This window comes from Streptomyces sp. SD15, from assembly GCF_054462255.1.
The window spans coordinates 90,653-109,346 of sequence record NZ_JBTLMO010000012.1 but is presented as its reverse complement, the minus strand read 5'-3'; the positions used below and the strand labels follow the sequence as shown (position 1 = coordinate 109,346).

15 protein-coding genes and 1 pseudogene are annotated in these 18,694 nt (G+C 71.6%); 8 read left to right on the top strand and 8 right to left on the bottom strand.

The features are described from left to right. The first annotated feature begins 97 nt into the window (after positions 1-97). Complete coding sequence (locus tag ACX28W_RS14505; RefSeq protein ID WP_458999339.1) at positions 98-517, top strand: ATP-binding protein; 420 nt, start codon at positions 98-100, stop codon at positions 515-517. A 62-nt stretch (positions 518-579) separates the two neighbouring features. Here ACX28W_RS14505 and ACX28W_RS14500 read toward each other — a convergent pair whose 3' ends face one another. After that, a complete protein-coding gene (locus tag ACX28W_RS14500) occupies positions 580-858 on the bottom strand; it encodes an SCO5918 family protein (protein ID WP_458999338.1) in 279 nt (92 codons plus the stop codon). A 214-nt stretch (positions 859-1,072) separates the two neighbouring features. Beyond that, positions 1,073-1,276, bottom strand: coding sequence for a cold-shock protein (locus tag ACX28W_RS14495; protein WP_010986199.1), 204 nt, complete (start codon positions 1,274-1,276; stop codon positions 1,073-1,075). Between the two features lie 701 nt (positions 1,277-1,977). On the opposite strand from ACX28W_RS14495, the gene ACX28W_RS14490 reads away from it, so the two are divergent. The 4 genes and pseudogenes from ACX28W_RS14490 (at position 1,978) to ACX28W_RS14475 (ending at position 6,235) form a co-directional block, all read left to right on the top strand. Beyond that, the gene (locus ACX28W_RS14490) at positions 1,978-2,832 is read left to right on the top strand and encodes a hypothetical protein (RefSeq protein ID WP_458999337.1); all 855 of its coding nucleotides are present in this window, start codon (positions 1,978-1,980) and stop codon (positions 2,830-2,832) included. Between the two features lie 325 nt (positions 2,833-3,157). Beyond that, positions 3,158-3,604: pseudogene (locus tag ACX28W_RS14485) on the top strand (hypothetical protein); the annotation flags it as partial. 270 nt (positions 3,605-3,874) lie between these two features. Next, positions 3,875-4,096, top strand: a complete 222-nt coding sequence (locus tag ACX28W_RS14480) for a hypothetical protein (protein WP_362067974.1) — start codon at positions 3,875-3,877, stop codon at positions 4,094-4,096. A 300-nt stretch (positions 4,097-4,396) separates the two neighbouring features. After that, positions 4,397-6,235, top strand: a complete 1,839-nt coding sequence (locus tag ACX28W_RS14475) for an alkyl/aryl-sulfatase (protein WP_458999336.1) — start codon at positions 4,397-4,399, stop codon at positions 6,233-6,235. A 37-nt stretch (positions 6,236-6,272) separates the two neighbouring features. Here the strand turns inward: ACX28W_RS14475 and ACX28W_RS14470 are convergent, their stop codons facing one another. Next, positions 6,273-7,616 (bottom strand): helix-turn-helix domain-containing protein, encoded by a 1,344-nt coding sequence (locus ACX28W_RS14470; protein WP_458999335.1) that lies wholly within the window; start codon positions 7,614-7,616, stop codon positions 6,273-6,275. 152 nt (positions 7,617-7,768) lie between these two features. Between ACX28W_RS14470 and ACX28W_RS14465 the strand changes: the two genes are divergently transcribed. Both ACX28W_RS14465 and ACX28W_RS14460 read left to right on the top strand, forming a co-directional pair. Further along, positions 7,769-7,933 (top strand): hypothetical protein, encoded by a 165-nt coding sequence (locus tag ACX28W_RS14465; RefSeq protein ID WP_458999334.1) that lies wholly within the window; start codon positions 7,769-7,771, stop codon positions 7,931-7,933. A gap of 79 nt (positions 7,934-8,012) precedes the next feature. Then, positions 8,013-9,266 (top strand): amidohydrolase, encoded by a 1,254-nt coding sequence (locus tag ACX28W_RS14460; RefSeq protein WP_458999333.1) that lies wholly within the window; start codon positions 8,013-8,015, stop codon positions 9,264-9,266. Here ACX28W_RS14460 and ACX28W_RS14455 read toward each other — a convergent pair. Genes ACX28W_RS14455 through ACX28W_RS14445 form a run of 3 tightly spaced genes read right to left on the bottom strand, consistent with a single transcriptional unit; the run spans position 9,244 to position 14,046 of the window. Then, entirely contained in the window at positions 9,244-10,689 is a 1,446-nt protein-coding gene (locus tag ACX28W_RS14455; RefSeq protein WP_458999332.1) for an extracellular solute-binding protein, read from the bottom strand. The two genes, ACX28W_RS14460 and ACX28W_RS14455, sit on opposite strands and share 23 nt — an antisense overlap. Beyond that, entirely contained in the window at positions 10,689-13,676 is a 2,988-nt protein-coding gene (locus ACX28W_RS14450) for a VWA domain-containing protein (protein WP_458999331.1), read from the bottom strand. The genes ACX28W_RS14455 and ACX28W_RS14450 overlap by 1 nt, the downstream gene beginning before the upstream one ends. A gap of 4 nt (positions 13,677-13,680) precedes the next feature. Beyond that, the gene (locus ACX28W_RS14445; protein WP_362067953.1) at positions 13,681-14,046 is read right to left on the bottom strand and encodes a hypothetical protein; all 366 of its coding nucleotides are present in this window, start codon (positions 14,044-14,046) and stop codon (positions 13,681-13,683) included. Between the two features lie 229 nt (positions 14,047-14,275). Here ACX28W_RS14445 and ACX28W_RS14440 point away from each other — a divergent pair, with 229 nt between their 5' ends. Further along, entirely contained in the window at positions 14,276-16,258 is a 1,983-nt protein-coding gene (locus ACX28W_RS14440) for an Ig-like domain repeat protein (protein WP_458999330.1), read from the top strand. Positions 16,259-16,277: 19 nt separating this feature from the next. On the opposite strand, the gene ACX28W_RS14435 is transcribed toward ACX28W_RS14440, so the two are convergent. After that, complete coding sequence (locus ACX28W_RS14435; protein WP_458999329.1) at positions 16,278-17,378, bottom strand: hypothetical protein; 1,101 nt, start codon at positions 17,376-17,378, stop codon at positions 16,278-16,280. Between the two features lie 83 nt (positions 17,379-17,461). Beyond that, on the bottom strand, positions 17,462-18,649 hold the full coding sequence (locus ACX28W_RS14430; RefSeq protein WP_458999328.1) for a PP2C family protein-serine/threonine phosphatase: 1,188 nt from the start codon (positions 18,647-18,649) through the stop codon (positions 17,462-17,464). Positions 18,650-18,694 lie beyond the last annotated feature (45 nt).

Sequence of the window (18,694 nt, the reverse complement as noted above, 5' to 3'; positions counted from 1 at the left end):
GGGGCAGGACCGGCCGCGCACAGTTCGCGCGGATCTCGGCCGGCGGGGGGTCCGGCCGCCGGGGACCGGTTGCCCTGGGAGGGGAAGTGAGGTTGTCATGCGTGCGCAGCAGCGCGCCGTCAGGCCGACCGCCCGTGTGGAGTACACACTGCCGCGCACGGCGGTTTCCGCCGGCAGGGCCCGCAAGTTGACGTCGGCCTTCCTCACCCGGCCGCGGCCGCGGATGGCGTCGCCGACCGCCGACCAGGTCGATGACGCCACGCTGATCGCGTCGGAGCTCGTTGCCAACGCCGTCCGGCACGGCCGCAACGGCTGTCGGCTGCGGCTGCAGGTGGGCCACGGCGAGGTGACCGTCGAGGTCCACGACGACAGCCCGGGCCGGCCCCGGGTGGGCCCGATGGACACCGAGTCGGAGAGCGGCCGCGGCCTCGCGATGGTGCAGCATCTCGCCCAGCGCCTGGAGGTCGTCAGCACCGGCATCGGCGGCAAGACGATCCGCGCGGTGCTGGCGGTATAACCCCGCCGCGGGCGTGTCGGTGCGATCCTGCTGAGCCGAACGTGGTGCCCAGGCCGACCGGACTACGCCGGTTCGGCCCAGCTCGGAACGGCGGAGCGGGTGGGGACGACGGCCTGGCGGCAGACGAAGCCCAGGCGGGTGAGGGCGCGGGCCACCTCGACCTCGGTGAAGTCCCGGCGGTCCTGCTTGGTGATGACCTCGCCGACCTGCTTGACGGGGTAGGTGTGCGGGCCGATGACCACGGACCCACTGGTGACGGGCTCGGGCTGAACGCCCGACATCGACTGCTCGACCTCACTCTTGATGAGGTCGAAGGGAAAACGTGCGATCACGCAACGCATGGTGACTCCGCGGGGTGAAGTTTCCCGGCACCGGAAGGTGGGCACGGCGAACCGGAAGCGGGCACGGCAGACAAAAATTCGCCGGAAATTCAATCAAACAATCCGGGGCGGAACATAAAAAAAGCAGGTGGCCGGGAACCGCACCTCATGGTGCAGGTCCCGGCCACCTGTAAGCGTCGGCCGACTCAGAAGTCAGGCGTCAGCGGGTCCCGGACTAGGCGGGGACGATGTTCTCCGCCTGCGGGCCCTTCTGGCCCTGCGTGACGTCGAAGGTCACCTTCTGGCCTTCCTGGAGCTCACGGAAGCCCTGGGTGGCGATGTTCGAGTAGTGGGCGAAGACGTCGGCGCCGCCGCCGTCCTGCTCGATGAAGCCGAAGCCCTTTTCCGCGTTGAACCACTTCACGGTGCCAGTAGCCATGTCAAATCTCCTTCGGGGCAAAGCTCGTGAGTCCACACTGTGTGGACTCGCGTTGTCGCGATGATTGCCCCATCCGGAATAAAGCGCCGGATAATTCAGAAGCGAACCAACCGGTACGGACCGGAAAGTACGCCCCAAGACTTTGGGAACCACAACTGCAACTGATATCGACACTAGCACGCTACGGCTCGCGAAGGGCGGCGCACTATCTCACCCCACGCCGGGGAATAAAGAAATGCCCGCCCGACCGGGACGTTTTCTACTACGGCCACAACAGATATCCACACCCATCAGCAACAGCATCCGTACAGGCCGTGCCGGCGACCACCCCCGCCGAAAACGACCAACACGCCCGCTGGGACCGGCAATCGTCCACCTCCCGGAAGCGACGCGGGACATCCGCCGGGGGCGGCCACCGGGCACCGCCCGGGAGCGACCGTCACGGACCGCCCGGCAGTGGCAAAGACACCCGCCTGGAGCAGCCGGCAGCGATCGGGCGTCTCTGCGCCCGTGTCTGCGCCCATCTCTGCGCCCGTCTCTGCGGCGCGATGCCGGACAGATCCCCCGAGGGAACCCCGAGGGCCCCCCGAAGGAACAAGGAGCGGGGTCGCTCACTCGGACGGCCCGGTGCGCTGGTGGTCCGCCGGACCCGGTGGTGGCGTGGGAGGACACATCGCGTCCGCCCACAGGAGGCCTCCGCCGTGAACCGCCCGACTCGCCGCCCCGCCTCCGCTTCGACCCCGCCCTCCCGCTCCCGTCTGCTCGCCTGCGCCTTGACCGCGGGCGTGCTGTGGTCGGCGACCGCGTGCGCGGGCCACGAGGGCGGCGTGGGTTCCGGGAACGTGAACGCCCAGGCCTCCGCGTCCCCCGCGGTCATCGCCTCCCCCACCGCCACCCCCTCGCTCACCGACGCGCAGGCCACGGCAGCGCTGATCACCCAGGCCGAACTGGGCGGACCGTGGTCGGAGACACAGGGCGGGGCGACCTGGCGGGACGGTGTCCTCAAGAGCCGGACGGACGTCCCCGACTGTCAGCGGCTGCTCGACGGCCTGTACGCCGAGGATCTGCTGGGCGAACCGAAGGGGCCCCGGGCCGTTGTCGGCCTCGACGAGAGCGACGGCGAGGCGCAGATGCGCTACCAGGTCGCCGCGTACGCCGGACCGGCGGACGTGGACGCGAAGCTGGCCTGGCTGAGGACACTGCCCGATACGTGCGGGGAGTTCATGTCCACCGACGTCAGAGGCGACCGGGCGTACGTGACGGTCGAACCGGCGAAGCTGCCCGGGGTGGGCGATGCCCGTGAGGGCCTGCGGATGACGATGAGCAGTGAGGTCGACAGCGACGACGAGGACAGCGGCGAGGGATGGACGCTGACGCTGGACTTCGCCGCCGTCCGGGTCGGCGACCGGGCCGTCTCCCTCACCAACGGCGGCCTCGACGGCGCCGCGGAGGATTCCACCCAGCAGGCCGTCCAGGTCGGCACCCAACGCCTCCAGGACGTCCTCGCGGGCAAACCACCCACCGAACTCCCCACCACCGCCGCCGAGCAGGACTGACCCCACCGAGAGCCGACCTCCGGCCAGACTCGCCGCCGCGCAGGCACCGGCGACGGTCACGGCCGTACGGCGGCGGCGCCTGCGGCATACGGCCCGCAGGCGGATCTCCGCGCCGGGTACCGGCGGGGGCCTCTCGGCGTCCTCGGCCAACTCGCGCAAACTCGAGGCGAGTTCATCGGACACGGCCGTCCTCCCTCTTCCCCACGGCCGTCCTCTTCCCCGCGGCTGCCGTCTTGCCGACGGCTGTCTTCTTCCCCTCGGCCGCGGTCCGTCCCGCGGCCGCCGCCGTCTCCCCCTCGTCCGCCGCGGAGGGTCTTCAACTGTTGTGCTCGCCAGGGCCGGCGACTTCGGGCCGCTGGGAGTGGGCGCTGGACGCGATGGCGGACAGCGGGGCGATCACGCCCGCGCAGCGCGCCGCGGCCCGCTTTCCCGCCTTCCGTTTCTATCCACCGGGCGACACGGACGGCCAGCGTCGGTACGCCTGTACGGCGGCGCGGACTACGCCCGCCAGCCCTTCACCTTCACCAAGCTCGGGGACCCGTTGAAAGACCTCCCCCGCACCGCGGCCCCCACCCCTCTCCGGCTGGCCTCCGCGTACGCCACGGCGGCGGCGCACGGCACGTACGCGAAGCCGTACACGGTCGCGAAGATCACCCGGGCCGGCCGCACCGTCCACGAGGCCCGCCCCGACACCCGTACCGCCATGACGCGCCCAGGTGCGGACACGATCACCAAACTCATGCACGGGCAGGTCGACAGCCCCGTGGCCGCCCACACCGGCACCGCGGGCCCGCGCACCCGCTGGCAGACCCGCTACGACGAGAACCTCAGCGTCACCGTGGCTCTGTTCGCGGAACACCCGGCCCAAGGCAGGAAGCCGGCCCTCCCGGCCCCCCTCCCCACCTCGGGCGAAGGCCTCTCCACCCTCGTCTCGGAGGGCGTCTGGTCCAAGATCGTCGGCGCCTCGGCGGGTGTGCCCGAGACCACGGAACTCTCTTCCGGGGCTTCCTTCCGGCCAAACAAAGCCCATACTGGCTACACGATGACGAAACCCTCCGCGCCCCGGCGCCACCTGCCCACCAGCCCCTTCGCAGCCCCGGTCGTCCCCGTGGCCAAGGAATTCGCCCTCGGAGACCGCGTCTCCCACGACCAGTTCGGCCTGGGCACGATCATCGGTGTCGAAGAGGGCATCGCCATGCTCGTCGACTTCGGCTCCCGCCAGGCCCGCATCCTCAGCCCCTACACCCGGATGGACCGGCTCTGACCTGTACCTCGCTCTCGTCGTGAAGTACCTGCGTTCCGTGAAGTACCTGCACCTCGCGAAGTAACCGGACCCGGCCACCTCACCCCGCGGCTGCTGCCTGCGCAGGTTGCCGGGTTTTCGGTGTGCGGCGGTCCAGGTGGACTTCTCGTAGCGATGTGTGACGCGCACCACACCCTGCGCATCAGGGGAACCTCAGCGCCCAGCTCGGAGTCCTGGTGGCGGTTCGTCACTGCCGCTCCTCGGCACCTCGAACGGCCCACCCCGCTGGCTCCGCCCCCACCCACCGCACAGGCTGGCCGCATGGATTCCCCGTCGAGTGAAGAGCTGCCCTTCGAGGACCTGACCGACTTCGAGAACGCGGACCGCGGGTTCATCGCGGCCCTGGTTCCGGGTGTGATCACCGACGCTGAAGGGCGGGTCGTCCAGGACGGCGACGCGTACGGGTTCCTCGCGGAGGACTGTCCCGCGACCGCGCATCCGAGTCTGTGGCGGCAGGCGCGGTTGTGTGCGCGGCAGGGGTTGTACGAGGTCACCGAGGGCGTGTATCAGGTGCGCGGGCTCGATCTCTCGAACATGACCCTGGTGGAGGGCAAGCAGGGTGTGGTCGTGATCGACCCGCTGATCTCGGCCGAGTGCGCCGCGGCCGCGCTCGCGCTCTACCGCGAGCACCGCGGGCCGCGGCCCGTGACCGGGCTCCTCTACACGCACTCGCACGTCGACCACTTCGGCGGCGCCCGCGGGGTGCTGCCGCACGGGAGCGAGAGCGGGGTGCCGGTGCTGGCACCCGAGGGTTTTCTGGAGCACGCGGTCAGTGAGAACGTCTTCGCCGGCAACGCGATGCTGCGACGGGCCACGTTCATGCACGGGGCGCGGCTGCCCAAGGACCCGCGCGGCCAGATCGGTACCGGGCTCGGCACCATCACCTCCACCGGCTCCATCGGGCTCGTCCCACCGAACGTGGACGTCACCCGCACCGGGCAGCGGGAGACCGTCGACGGCGTGCGGTTCGTCTTCCAGCTCACGCCGGACACCGAGGCGCCCGCCGAGATGAACTTCCTGCTCGCCGAGCAGCGCGCCCTGTGCGTGGCCGAGAACGCCAGCCACACCCTGCACAACCTGCTCACCCTGCGCGGTGCCCCGGTCCGCGACGCCCGCGTCTGGGCGCGCTACCTCGACGAGACGATCGACGTCTTCGGCGACGCGTACGACGTCGCGTTCGCGTCCCACCACTGGCCGACCTGGGGACGCGAGAACATCCGCCGGTTCCTCGGCGAGCAACGCGACTTGTACGCCTACCTGCACGATCAGACCCTCCGCCTGCTCAACAACGGCCTGACCGGCCCCGAGATCGCCGAGGAGCTGCGACTTCCGCCCGCCTTGGAGAAGTCCTGGCACGCGCGCGGCTACTACGGCTCCGTCAGCCACAACGTCAAGGCCGTCTACCAGCGGTACATGGGGTGGTACGACGGCAATCCCGCCCACCTCTGGGAACACCCGCCGACCGAACTCGCCCGCCGGTACGTGGAGTTGGCGGGCGGACCGGTGGAGGCCCTGGTCAAGGCCCATGCGTACGTCGACGGCGGCGACCTCCGTTTCGCCGCCACCCTGCTCAACCACCTCGTCTTCGCGGACCCGTCGAACACCGCTGCCAAGGAGACCCTCGCCGACGTCTACGAACGGCTCGGGCACGGCGCCGAGAACGGGACCTGGCGCAACTTCTACCTCACGGCCGCCCTGGAGCTGCGCGAGGGCGCGGCCGACATCGACTACGACACCTCGGGCTCCGAGATGACGTCCGCGCTGACCGTGAGCATGCTGCTCGACTCGCTCGCCGTCCGCATCGACGGCCCGCGCGCCTGGCACGAGCACCTGACCCTCGACCTCGTCGTCATCGACGAGCAGTGCCGCCACCGGGTCAACCTCCACCACGGCGCCCTCACCCACCGCAGCATGCCGGTCCACCACACGCCGAAGCCGCACGCGGATCTGACACTGATCCTCACCCGGCCGGAACTGCTCGGGGTGCTCGAGGGCCAGGGCCTCGCGGGCATCGAGACGGACGGCGACACCACACTCCTGGCCCGGCTGCTCTCGTACGTCTCCGAGCCGGACAAGGCCTTCGCGATCGTGACCCCGTAACCCTGCGCGGGTCAGCGCCGCTCGTACCGGGCCAGTGTCAGAGCGGGGGCTGGGCCGGGGCCGGGCCCAGGGTTGTTGTGCCTGGGGCCGTCTGGTGGCCCAGGCCGGTGCGGTAGGCGTCGAGTGCGGCCTCCACCCGCCCCGTGCGGCGCAGCAGGTCGCCGAGGAGGCGGCACAGGTCGGCGAGGTCGCCGGCCGCGCCCGCGCGCTCCAGGAGGCTCAGCGCGCGTACGTAGTGTTCCTCGGCGGCCTCCGTGTCCCGGGCGTCCTCGGCGATGATGCCGAGGAGGCGGTGGGCGCCGGCGGAGTGCACGGCGCCGCGCTCGGGGCTGAGGTCACCGAGCACCTCGTGCAGGAGTACACCGGCCTCGGCCGACTTTCCGCGCCGGTGCAGTACGTCGGCGAGTTCGACGGCGACCTGGCTGGTGTAGAGGGCGGCCCGCTTGGCGGAGAGCATGGCCTGCGCCTCTCGCAACTCACCCTCCGCCCGCTCGAGTTCGCCGTTCTGCGCGTACAAATAGCCGCGCATCCAGTGGCAGTTGGCGAGTTCGGTACGGATCTGGAGCTGGCGGTAGAGCTCGGAGGCCTTGGCGAGGGAGGCGTCGGCCTCGGCGATCCGGCCCTCGGCGATCATCGTGCGGGCGACGGAACGGTGCATGCGGGCGACGAGCGCGGGGTCACCGACCTGCGGGGCGAGGGCGAGGGCGAACTCGGCGGCCTGGGCGGCACGGGCATGCGCGCCCATGTCCATGTAGGGCGCGATGACACCGGTGTAGAGGAGCAGGAGGGCATCCGGGTCGTGCATCCCGGTGCGGTTCAGTTCGTCGAGGGTGGACTCGAACAGATAGCAGGCGTAACGGAGTTCTCCGGCGAGGTAGTGGGAGACCGCGCGGCCGCGCAGGGCGGGTACACGGTTCGGCAGCGGAGCGTCACCGAGGCGCTGCTCCGACCTCTCGAACCGCTGCCGGGCGGTCTCCAGGTCGCCGGTCTCCAACGCGCACTCCCCGAGCCCGAGCAGTGCGGCGGCCTGCTCGGCGACGAGCCCGTGCGTGTCCGCCTCCGCGAGGAGAGCGGCGTACTGCTCGGCGGCGACCTCGGCCTCGCCGGTGGCGAGCGTGCGCTGCGCGTCGGTGAGGCGCAGCCGCAGATCGGTGGCGAGGTGGGCGGGACGCCCGGTCGCCAGTTCCTCGTACGCCACCCCGAGCCGTCCGGCGATGTGCCGCAGCGCGGACTCGGAGGCGCGCACCCGGCCCGCCTCGAGCGTGGAGATGTAGGCGGGCGTGTACGCCGGTTCCGCCAACTGCTTCTGTGTCAGCCCGCGTTCTGTCCGCAACTGCTGCACCCTGCGCCCGATGATCTCCGGGCCGTCACGCTCCGCCATGGATTAAGCATGCCATTAACCCGACTTACGCCGAGGCAAGTTTTGACTAATATCCAACTCCCCTTGCACCACTTGCCCTTTGACGCCCCGAGCCTCTACGTTAAGCGACGGATTAAGCCTGCTTAATACGCCGCTGTTGTTGCGAGGTCGCCATGCTCCGACGTATTTCCGCGCGCTACTTCAGAGGGTTCGGCGCGGCCCTCGTCGCCGTCGCCGCACTGGTCCTGGCAGCCAACGCGGTGCCGGCCCGGGCGGAACAGCCCACGGCCCCGGACGTCCAGCAGGCCACCTCCACGTCGGGGGCGACCTCGGACTAGGGCCCCGCGTCTGCGGCATGATCCGCCGGACAGGCCCTGGACCGCTCCGTTCGGATGCCCGCCGCTTTACCCTGAGCCCGTGACTTCTGCCGCCGCACGTACCGCGCTGGACCTCACCGCCGACCTGCCGGTTCCGGCACTGGAGGACTTCTACCGGGACCTGCACCGGCATCCCGAGCTGTCGCTGCACGAGCACCGGACGGCCGCCGCGCTCGCGGACCGGTTCCGGACGGCGGGGCTCGACACGGTCACCGGCATCGGCGGCACCGGTGTCGTCGGGATCCTGCCGAACGGGGACGGGCCCGTCGTCCTGCTGCGCGCCGACATGGACGCCCTCCCCGTCACCGAGGCGACCGGACTGCCGTACGCCTCCGAGAGGCCCGGCGTCATGCATGCCTGCGGGCACGATCTGCACGTCACCTGGCTGGCGGGCGCGGCCGCAGCGCTCGCGGCGGGCCGGGACGCCTGGTCCGGCACGCTGCTCGTCGTCGGACAGCCCGCCGAGGAGACCGGCGAGGGCGCGGCGGCGATGGTCGAGGACCATCTGTACCAGCGGTTTCCTCCGCCGGATGTCCTGCTCGCGCAGCACGCGGCGCCCGGTCCGGTCGGGTTCTACGCCCATCGGCCGGGTCTGATCATGTCCGCTTCCACCGACATCGACATCGTCGTGCACGGGCGGGGCGGGCACGGTTCGCGTCCGGAGTCGACCGTCGACCCCGTGGTGACGGCCGCCTACCTCGTGACCCGGCTGCAGACCGTCGTCAGCCGGGAGATCGCGCCGCGGGACTCCGCCGTCCTGACGGTGGGGCGGATCGAGGCGGGCAGCCGCCACAACATCATTCCGACCGAGGCCCGGATCTCGCTCAACCTCCGTACCCAGTCGGAAGAGGTGCGGGAGCGGATGATCGCGGCGATCCGGCGGATCGCGGCGGGCGAGTGCCTGGCCGCGGGCTGCCCGCGCGAGCCCGAGGTCACCGTCGGCAACAGCTTCCCGGCGACGGTCAACGACCCGGACACCGACCGCCAGGTCGCCGCCGTGCACGCCGATGTCTTCGGCGCCGGGACGATCCTCGACCCCGGCCCGGCGATGGGCAGCGAGGACTTCCCGCTGCTCGCGGAGGACGACACCCCGTACTCCTACTGGTTCGTGACCAGTACCCCGCCCGACGTGTGGGACGCGGCCCCGGGCAGCGACCTCATGGAGAAGTTCGCGGCCGTGCCCAGCAACCACAGCCCGCACTTCGCGCCCGACCTGTCCACGATCGCGCCGGGCGTACGGACGCTGGTGTCGGGGGCGCTCGCGTACCTCGTCAGTCCGGCAGGACTCTCCTGAGCGCCTTGTCCAAGTCCTTGGCCAGGGCGGCGGTATCGCCCGACCCTTCGTCGCCGAACAGCTTGCCCAGCTCCGTGGCGAAGGTCTGGGTGAAGGCGCCGTAGAGCGGGGTACGGGGCCGCTGGACGGCGCGTTGCAGCGCGGGAAGCAGGATGGTGCGGGCGTACGCGGGACGGCCGCGGTCGTCGCGCGGCATCGGGTCGGCCCGCTCCCCGGTCGGCGAGGCCGAAGGGGACACGGCGGGCGAGGAAGCGGACGAGGCCGCGTCCGGCGTCCGCGCCGAGCCGCACGTCACGTCGTCGGCCGTGTACGCGGAGACCCGGGTGGCCGCGAACCCCGCGTCGAGCAGACAGCGTTCGCTCTCCTTCCCGGTGAGGAACCGGATCAGCTCCTGTGCCTTGTCGGCGTGCGGGGACGACCGGGTCACCGCGAGGTTCTGCCCGCCGAGCACCGCCCCGCCGGGCAGCGGTGCCACGCCGAGCTGCTTGTCGGTCAGGGACTGGTGCAGCGTGCGGTACGCGTACGGCCAGTGGCGCAGGAACGCCGTACGGCCGTCCGCGAAGTCGGTGAGCGACTCGGCCTCGTTGGAGCGGATCGCGTCCCCGAGTGTGTACGCGCCCTGTGTACGGGCGCGCAGCTCCGCCAAGCCGTCCGTCAACTGCTGCACGGTGGCGGTGTAGTGGCCGTCGGCGTCGGTGAGGCCGACGCCGTACCCGGCGGTGGCCGCGAACGCCTCGATGCCGTTGACCGTACGGCCCTCGTACGGACCGAGCTGCGTGGTCCAGCCCTTCTCGTACCCCGTCGGCCGCTCCTTGCCCGGCTCCTCGATCGTGTCGGTCAGGTTCCGCAGCCGCTGCCAGCCGACGCCCTCCTTGCTCAGTTCGGTGTCCTGGACGTCCGCCTGCTCGAGGTGGTCCCGGCGGTAGTAGAGCAGTCCGACGTCGCTGTTGAACGGCACGGCGTACACGGAGTCGTCCCAACGGGCCGTGCTGGCCACCGACTTGATGACGTCGTCGTCGTCGACCAGGTCGTCCGGCAGCGCGCGGATCAGGTCCGCGGCGGCGAACTCCGGCACCCACGTCACGTCGAGGTTGACGACGTCGTACTCCGCGCTGCCGGACTGGAGTGCGCCGAGGAGCTGGCTGCGCTGTGCGTCGGCGGAGCCCGGGAGTTCGACCAGACGGGCCTCGAAGCCGGTGTGCTCCTTCTTCTGCCGGTCGTTCCACGCGTCGATGAGCTGCTGACGGATGCCGCCCTTGCCGGTCACGTCCCGCCCGCTGGCCACGACGATGTCCCCGGAGGTCCCGGGGGTGACCGCCGCGCCGGACCGCTCCGGGCCGCCGCCGGTGCAGCCGGCGCCGGCGGTCAGCAGCAGAGCCAGCGCCAACGGCCCCCCGTATCTGCGGAACTTGCCGGTACGCATCACTCGTCCCCCGTTCCCGTGCGCGCGACCTCGTCCCGCAGGCCCGCCACGAGGTCGCCCTTGGTGTCCAGGCAGCGCCCGCCGCTCGCGTCGGAGATCCGCCGGTCCGGCCTGCCCTTGGCGCAGCCGCCGCTGTCCAGGGCCGCCATGACGACCGGAACGCCCTTGCCGCCGGCCGACTCGAGCAGTTCGTCCAACCTGCCGTCCGTGGTCAGGTGGTTGTTGTCCTCGTCGTCCGTGAGGAAGACGATCAGTTCGGGACGGTCGTCGTCCTTGCCCTTGCGGTCCATGGTGTCCAGTGCCGCCGTCAGCGCGCCGTACGGATCGGCTTCCGCGTCCCGGACCACGGCCTCGCGGTCGATGACGCGCTCGGCGTCCTGGCGTTTGTGGGGGCCGAAGGGCAGCAGTTCGCCGTAGGGGCTCCGGCCGGCGGAGGCGACGGACCAGACGCCGAACTCGTCCTGGTCGCTGAGCCCGTCGAGGGACTGTTTCAGGATCCCGGGGGCGCCGCCGGGCCCCTCCCACAGGTCGCCCATCGAGCCCGAGCTGTCGAGCAGGAAGAGCACCCGGCCGGGGCCCTTCGCGTTCCGGTACCGGTTCAGGGCCGTGTCCAACACGCCTGCGGTTGCGGGGTTCGCGCGCGCGCCGGGGTCGGCGATCAGCCCGGCGACGTTCGCGTTGTTCGCGCCGTCCGCGCCGTCCGCGCCGTTCGCGCCGTTCGCGTCGCGGGCGGCGAGGAAGGCGCGGGAGCCGGAGGGGGCGCGGAAGCCGTCCGCGCCGAAGACGGCGAGACCGCCTCGCGGCTTGCCGCCGTTGCCGCCACCCCCGCCACTGTCGTCGCCCTGGTTCTCCGCGTCCGTGAGCCAGTCGTGGAACCTCCGCACCACGTCGTCGCGCGCCGCCTGGTCGCGGTCGCCGTCCCACCAGCGGACGCGGACGAAGGTGGGTGTGAGGCCCGGAACGTCGTCGGGGTACTCGGCCGTCCGCGGCTCGCGCGTCGTACCGTCGCAGCCGACACCGCTCACCATCAGGAACTCCGGTACGAGGGCCGCCGTACGCGCGTCGACGTCCGGCTTGTCGGGCAGGGTGCAGAGCAGGTCCCCGGCCGTCGGCGAGGGCGGTCCGGTCTGGGCCACGCTCCCCTCCGCCCGGCCCACGTCGCCCTCACCGGTGCCGTACAGGCCGACCGTGGCCAACAGCGCGGAGTCGGTGTTCGCCGGGTCCGGCCGTCGTACGTCGGCGGTCTTCTCCCGCGCCGTCAGCTTCTGCCGCAGGCCCGCGAGCGAGTCGCCGGTCCGGTGCCGCGACTCGGCCTCGGCGATGTCCTGCGGCACGGAGAGCACCATCGGGGAGTACGCGAACGGCTCCGCGTCCGGCTCCAGCGTCACGTAGCTCCGCGCGACCCCGGAGGGACGCGCCCGCTCCGCGGTCGCGGACGTGGCCGGGATCCAGATGTCCGGCTGGGGCCCGATGTCGCGCTGCGGGTCGGCGTCGCCGCCGACCGGCCGCTGCCAGGGGTCGGAGTGGTCGCGCAGGCCCGCGACCACGGCCGCCGAACCCGCGCTGTACACCGTGATCCCGCTGCGTCGGCAGCCGTCGCCGGTGGTGTTCGCCGGCGACGTGAGATAGGTGTCGGCCGCCTTGCGGACGGTGGACTCGAGGTCCGGGTCGGTGAGCAGCCGCAGTTCCAGGGGCGGGCCGCAGGAGGACTGGTCGGACGCCGCGCCGCTGAGAACGAAGTAGCTGGTGAGGCCAACGGCGGCGAGAAGGCTGAGGACGACGACCACGGTGACGGTCGGACCCGAGGTCCGGGACCGGATGCCGGCCCGGATACGGGACAGCGCCCGGGGGACCCTGGCCGCGGGCCCCGTCGTACGGCGGCGGATCCGGTCGGCGGTGTCGCCCCCACCCCATGGGTGTCGGAAACCGCCAACACTTCGGGCCGAAGTGTTGGCGGTTTCCGAGGAGGGTCCCCCCGGCAGCGGATTCGCCGACAGCGTCGTACGGGGACCGCGGGGCCTCAGGCGGGCGAGCGCGCGCCCTCTCCACCAAGGCGGGAGCCCGGGCGCCACCGCCGTCGAAGACTCGGACTGGGACCCGGACTGGGACTCGGACTCGGACTCGGGTTCGAGTTCGGATTCGGATTCGGATTCGGATTCGGATTCGGATTCGGATTCGGGTGCCGGTTCGGACTCGGGCTCCTTTGAGGCCGACCCCCGTTCCCGTACCCCCAACAGCACGTCCACCGCCGGATTCTCCGTCCGGCTCTGCGGCTCCCAGGGCTCCCCGCGTTCGGTCCTGTGGTGGGTGGACAGATACGTCCTGAGCGCCTCCGAGACGGCCAGGAAGTGGATCTCGTCGCCCTGCCCTTCGATGCCCTCCGTCAGCAGTTCCGCGAGCCGCGCGGTGAACGGCGTGGCCGTGTCACCGTGCCCCGCGTCGATCCGATGGTTGGCCTGCACGCTCATCAGCACGGAGACGCGCCGTCGGACGTCGGGGCGCTCCACGGCCTCCCACACCCGGGCGGCATTGCCCGCGTTGCAGCAGTCGAGGACGACCACGATCCGCTGCGCGCGGCTGTTGGCGAGGAACCTCAGCACGTTGGTGAACGGAGCGGCGCCCTCGAACCCCGCTGTCTCGCCCCGGACGATCTCCGCGTCGCGCATCTGGAGCCACAGCTCGTCGCCCGCGCTGGGCACGGCGCCGTGTCCGGCGAAGTAGAGCAGGAGCAGCCCCTCCGCGGTGTCGACGGCCGTCCGCAGCGACTGGCGGAACTCGCCGAGCCGCGGCGACCGCGCGACGGTGATTTCGCTCGGTCTGACGACTCCACCCCGCTCCAGGGCGCCCAGCAGTATGGAGAGGTTGTGTGTGACGGCGGGCAGCGGGCCGGGGACGCCATGGCGGTGCTTCGGCCGCGTGAACTCGTACTCGGACACGCCGACCAGCAACGCCCGGTTCGGTTTCCCCCGCGGGTCGAAGCGGTCCACCCGACTACCTCTCGTCGGGGTCCACGGGATCGACGTGGGCGGTGGGCGGATCGCCGCTCTCCACGGAGCCGCGGTTGTCGCGCCAGGCGCCCACGGCGCTCGTCACCCGCGCCAGCAGATCCTTGAAGACCGCCTCCGCGGCCGCCCCGACCAGCACCAGCACGATGTCCATGCCGACGCCCATGGGCGTGCCGCGCTCGTCGGTCCCCGCGCGCTCCTCGATGCGGAGGTCGCCGCCGGCGATCAGCTCCTCCAGCGGTTTCTCCCGCTCCAGCCACTTCTTCAGGGCGCCGACGTCACTGTCGCTCGCCGTCCCGTCCAGCCGCACGCGGATGGCCCGGGGCGCCGCACCCTCCCCCTCAGCAGTCATGACTCACCATCATGGCAGCGCGGGCGCCCCCGGGGGAGGCTCTCGACAGAGGTGAGGGGAGCACTCCCCCGGCGCTCCCGGGACCCCTGTGCCCCTTGTTGTCAGTGGCATGACTTAGTCTTCGCTCATTCGCCACAAGCGGCTCACAGGTCACACACGACCGGAACACGGCCCGCATCGGTGGCGCCCACATTTTCATTCGTACCGGGGGGTTCGAATCAGCGTGCGTATGCGCACTCTTCCCATCGCCACGGCGTTCGCGGTCGTCTTCAGTTCCGCCGCCCTGGCCATCGGCACGGTCACCACCGCAGCCGCCGACTCCACCAAGATCCTGCCGGTCATGGCGACCGGCGACCTCGTGGTGGACGGCGTCCACCAGCACGTCTTCGTCAGCGATCCGCGCAACGGCAAGATCGTGGTCACGAACTACAGCGGGACGGTCGTCAAGCAGGTGACGTCCCTGCCGGGCGTCACCGGCCTGGCGCTCTCCGCCGACTCGGGCACCCTGTACGCCGCCGCGCGCGACGACGACTCGATCGTCGCCATCGACACGGCGACGCTGACGGAGTCCGCGCGCTACCCGACGGGCACCGACACCGAGCCGGAGTACCTCGCCGTCGCGGGCGGCAAGATCTGGTTCGGGTACGGCACCACGGACAACGGCAACATCGGCTCCCTCGATACGACCGGCGCCGACCCCGTCGTCACCCTGGACCAGGACGCCGCCTCCGACTGGCGGGACGCCCCGCGCCTGGCCGCCACGCCGGGCGCGCCGAACGCGCTGGCCGCGGGAGACCCGTACACCTCCTCCTCGCTGCTCGCGGTGTACGACGTCGCCGCCGGCACGGCGGCCCGGACCGCGTTCATCGACCACAACCACGGTCAGACCAGCGACCTCGCGTTCACCCCGGACGGCAGCAAGGTCATCACGGCCAACGGGGACGACCGCGACTGGGTCTGGCAGACCTCGGACCTCGCGGCGGCCGGCTCCCTGCCCACCGAGCACTACGCCAACGCCGCCGCCGTCGCCCCCGACGGCACCGTCGCCGCGGGCTCCGACTCCTCGTACGACCCGGACGTGCACGTCTTCACGCCGGGCGCCACCACCCCGGTCCGGCAGTACGACTTCCCCAACACCGGGCAGAGCAGCGGCTCGGACCTGCTGGCCGACGGCGCGCTGGCCTGGCAGCCGGGCGGCACCGGCCGTCTGTTCGCGGTGTCGTCCAACAGCGAGGGCGTGTACTCGCTGCGGGTCCTGGACGCCCCCACCAAGTCGAAGCCGACGCTGACGGTCACCGCGCCCGGGAGCGCGACCCGCGCCAAGTCCCTCACCGTCAGCGGCACGCTCACCGGGACCCTGCCGCTGCCCGCCGGGACCCCGCTCACCGTCACCCGCACCGACCTGGAGTCGCCGAAGGGCAAGTCGCTCGGCACCAGGGCCCTCGGCTCCGGCGGCACGTTCTCCTTCAAGGACACCCCGCCCGCGGGCGGCAAGGTCACGTACAAGGTCTCGTACGCCGGCGACGCCACGCACACCTCGGCGTCCGGCGCCTGGACGGTGGACGTCTCGCGCGCCTCGACCGCCCTGACGCTGAACAACAACCGCAAGGTGTACGCGTACGGCGCCGACGTGAAGTTCACGGCGCACCTCGGCTCGACCTACAAGAACCGCTCGGTCCAGATCTACGCCGACCCCTACGGCGGCGACAAGCCCAACAAGCTGGTGAAGGCCGGCACGGTCAACTCGTCCGGCAACCTCTCGGTGTGGCTCGACCTCAAGCGCGACGCCAAGATCACGGCGAAGTTCACGGGCGACTCCCGCTACAAGCCGAAGACCGTGAGCGTCACCGTCGGCGCCCGGGTGAAGGTGTCCACGGCGATCAGCGGCCAGTACACGAAGAAGTCGGTGTACGGCCAGACGTACTACTACTTCCACAAGTCCAAGGACCCGCTGTTCACCACGACGATGACGGCGTACCCGAACCGTCAGCAGCGGCTGCAGATGGAGGTCTACTACCAGGGCACCTGGTACGACGCCGGCAGCGACTACTTCAAGCTGAACTCCGCGGGTGTCTCCAAGGTGCAGCTCGGCGGCACCCACGAGACGGGCTACCGCATGCGGGTGCGCTCCTCGTACTACAACAACACGTCGGGCGACACCGTGAACTCGACGACGCACGGCGCCTGGAAGTACTTCATCTTCACCAGCTGAAACAGCAGTTGAACGGGTGTCACACCTGCGCCTGAAGCCGGCTGAGGTGCCGCTGGACATGGTCCAGCGCGCCTCGCCGGCGTCCCGGAACGCGCAGGCGCAAGTCGGCCAGCGCGGGCCCGAGTTCACGGGCCTGCGCCGGGTCGCCGATCCGGCCCCACTGGTGGTGGGCCCGGTCCACGGCCGACTCCACGACCGGGTCGTCGGGGGACCGCCCCGCGTCGAGGCGCGTGGTCGCCACCACCAGCCAGATCCGACAGCTGCCCGCCGCGTCCCCCGCGAGCATCGCCAGGTCCGCCCGGACCTCCGCCCAGTGCAGGGCCTGTTCGGACGCGGCGCCCGAGGTGCGTCTCGCATCCTGTTCCCAGCGCGCGGCCAGCGTCGCGGCCTCGTGGTGGCGGCCCGCCTGCGCGGCGGCGGTGATCGCGGCATGCGGGTCCGGGACCACGGGCACCCGCGCGTGGCTCGCAAGGACGATCCCCGGCTGCCCGCCCTCGGCGTCGGCGGCAGCGGCACGGACCAGCGACTGATGGTGCAGCAACGGCAGTTCGGGCCGGTGGCCGCTGCGCAGGATGGTGGCGACGGCCTTCATGTACGCCGGTGACGCCACCGTGCGCCGGCGCGGCGGCGGGGCGACGCGGCCGTACAGGCTGACGCCCGTCCCCACCATGAGGGTGCCGGCGCTCGTCGTGCTCGTCGTGCTCGTCGCCAGGTGCTCCCAGGTCTCCGCGTCGGCGTGCAGGTCGACCAGGAGCGCGGTGCTGCCCGGCGGACGCAGCCTCAGTTCCTCGGTGATCCAGTGCCAGGGGAAGCCCGTGTAGCGGACGGTCGCCGGGGTGGTGCGGGCCAGCGCGAGGTGGGGGAGGCGCTGGCGGCGGTCCAGTTGGAGCTGGCCCGTCACGAACATCGTCAGCGGGCCGGGGGCCGTCGCCGCCGCGCGCAGCCGGGTCAGGACCGCCTGCGGCTCCAGCGGGTCGGCCAGTTCCACCACGTTCGCCGTGTCCGTGCCGGACAGCACCGCGGGGGACACGGCCGCGAGCACGGGGAGTACGGACGCCGCGTCCACCAGACACCCCTTGCCCACCGGCGAGGCCGCGAGGAGCAGCACGGTTCCGGGCATGGTTCCCTCCCCCATCGATCACTTACGTCAGCACCGTAGCCGGTGCGCGTGCAAAGGGGGGACGGCGGAGTGCAAACGCCCGCCTATGCCTGGGCTTGCCCCCACCTCCTCGGCTGTCGCGGGCGTCGTACGGCGAAGATCGTGGTGTCGTCGGCCAGCCGGCCGTCGCAGTGCCGCAGTGTGCCGTCGCGGACGAACTGGACGAGGTGCTGGGGCTCCGCGACGCGCGCGTCCTCGGCCAGGGCGCGGGCGACGCGGTCGCGGAGGGGGAAGAACTCACCGTCGGTGTCGCGGGCCTCGGTGACACCGTCGGTGACCAGGAGCAGGGTCTCGCCGGGAGCCAGCCGGACGCTGAGCACGGGCGGCGGGCCGTACGCCAACTCGCTCAGGCCGAGCGGGAGTCCGTCCCCGGGCGGCAGCGAGCGCACGCCGTCGGGGGCGATCACGAGCGGCGGTTCATGGCCGAAGTTGATGATCTCGATGGTGTTCTCGTCGGCTTCCGGGAAGCCGACGAGGATCCCGGTGGCGAAGCGGTCGCCGTCGTCGTCGCCGAGCGCGACGTGGTACCGGACCTGCCGGAGCATCCGTACCTCCAGGCGGTCGGCGACTGTGCTGAGCAGCGGCTCGTGGTACGCCGACTCGCGGAACGTGCCCAGCAGCGCGGCCGCCGCCTCCACCGCGCCGAGCCCCTTGCCCTGGACGTCACCGAGCAGGACGCGGGTGCCGTACAGGCCGGGCTGGATGTCGTAGAAGTCGCCGCCGACGCGTGCCTCGCTGTCCGCGGCGAGGTACACGGACGCGTGGTCGAGGTCGCCCCAGCCCGGCGCCAGCGGGCGCAGCACGACGCGCCGGGTGGTCTCGACGACGTCCTGCATGTGCAGCATGCGCCGCTCGCCGCGGACGCGGACCGCGCAGGCCAGCACGGCGAGGATGCCGCCGACGGTGACGAGGATGAAGTCGGGCAGGCCCGTCTGGGACTGGTGCTCCCAGGACGCGTCCACCGTGGCGTAGGTGGCCACCGAGAGCACCGTGAACGCCGCCGTGCCCCACACCCCGCAGATCGCCGCCGCGATACCGGGCACGAGCACGATCCAGGAGATGATCCGGAAGTCGTCGGAGGTGTTCCAGTCGAGCACCCCGATGGCGACCAGCAGCAGCAGCGGCGGCACCCAGGCGACACTGCGGCCGCGCACGCGCAGCAGCTTCTGCCGTTGGACGAAGTCCGCCCGCCCCGCGGGAGGTGGTTCGAGTGTGGATCTCGGGCCGTCCACCTCGCCGCACCGCCTCGTTCCTCATACGTGTCCCCTTGTACGTGT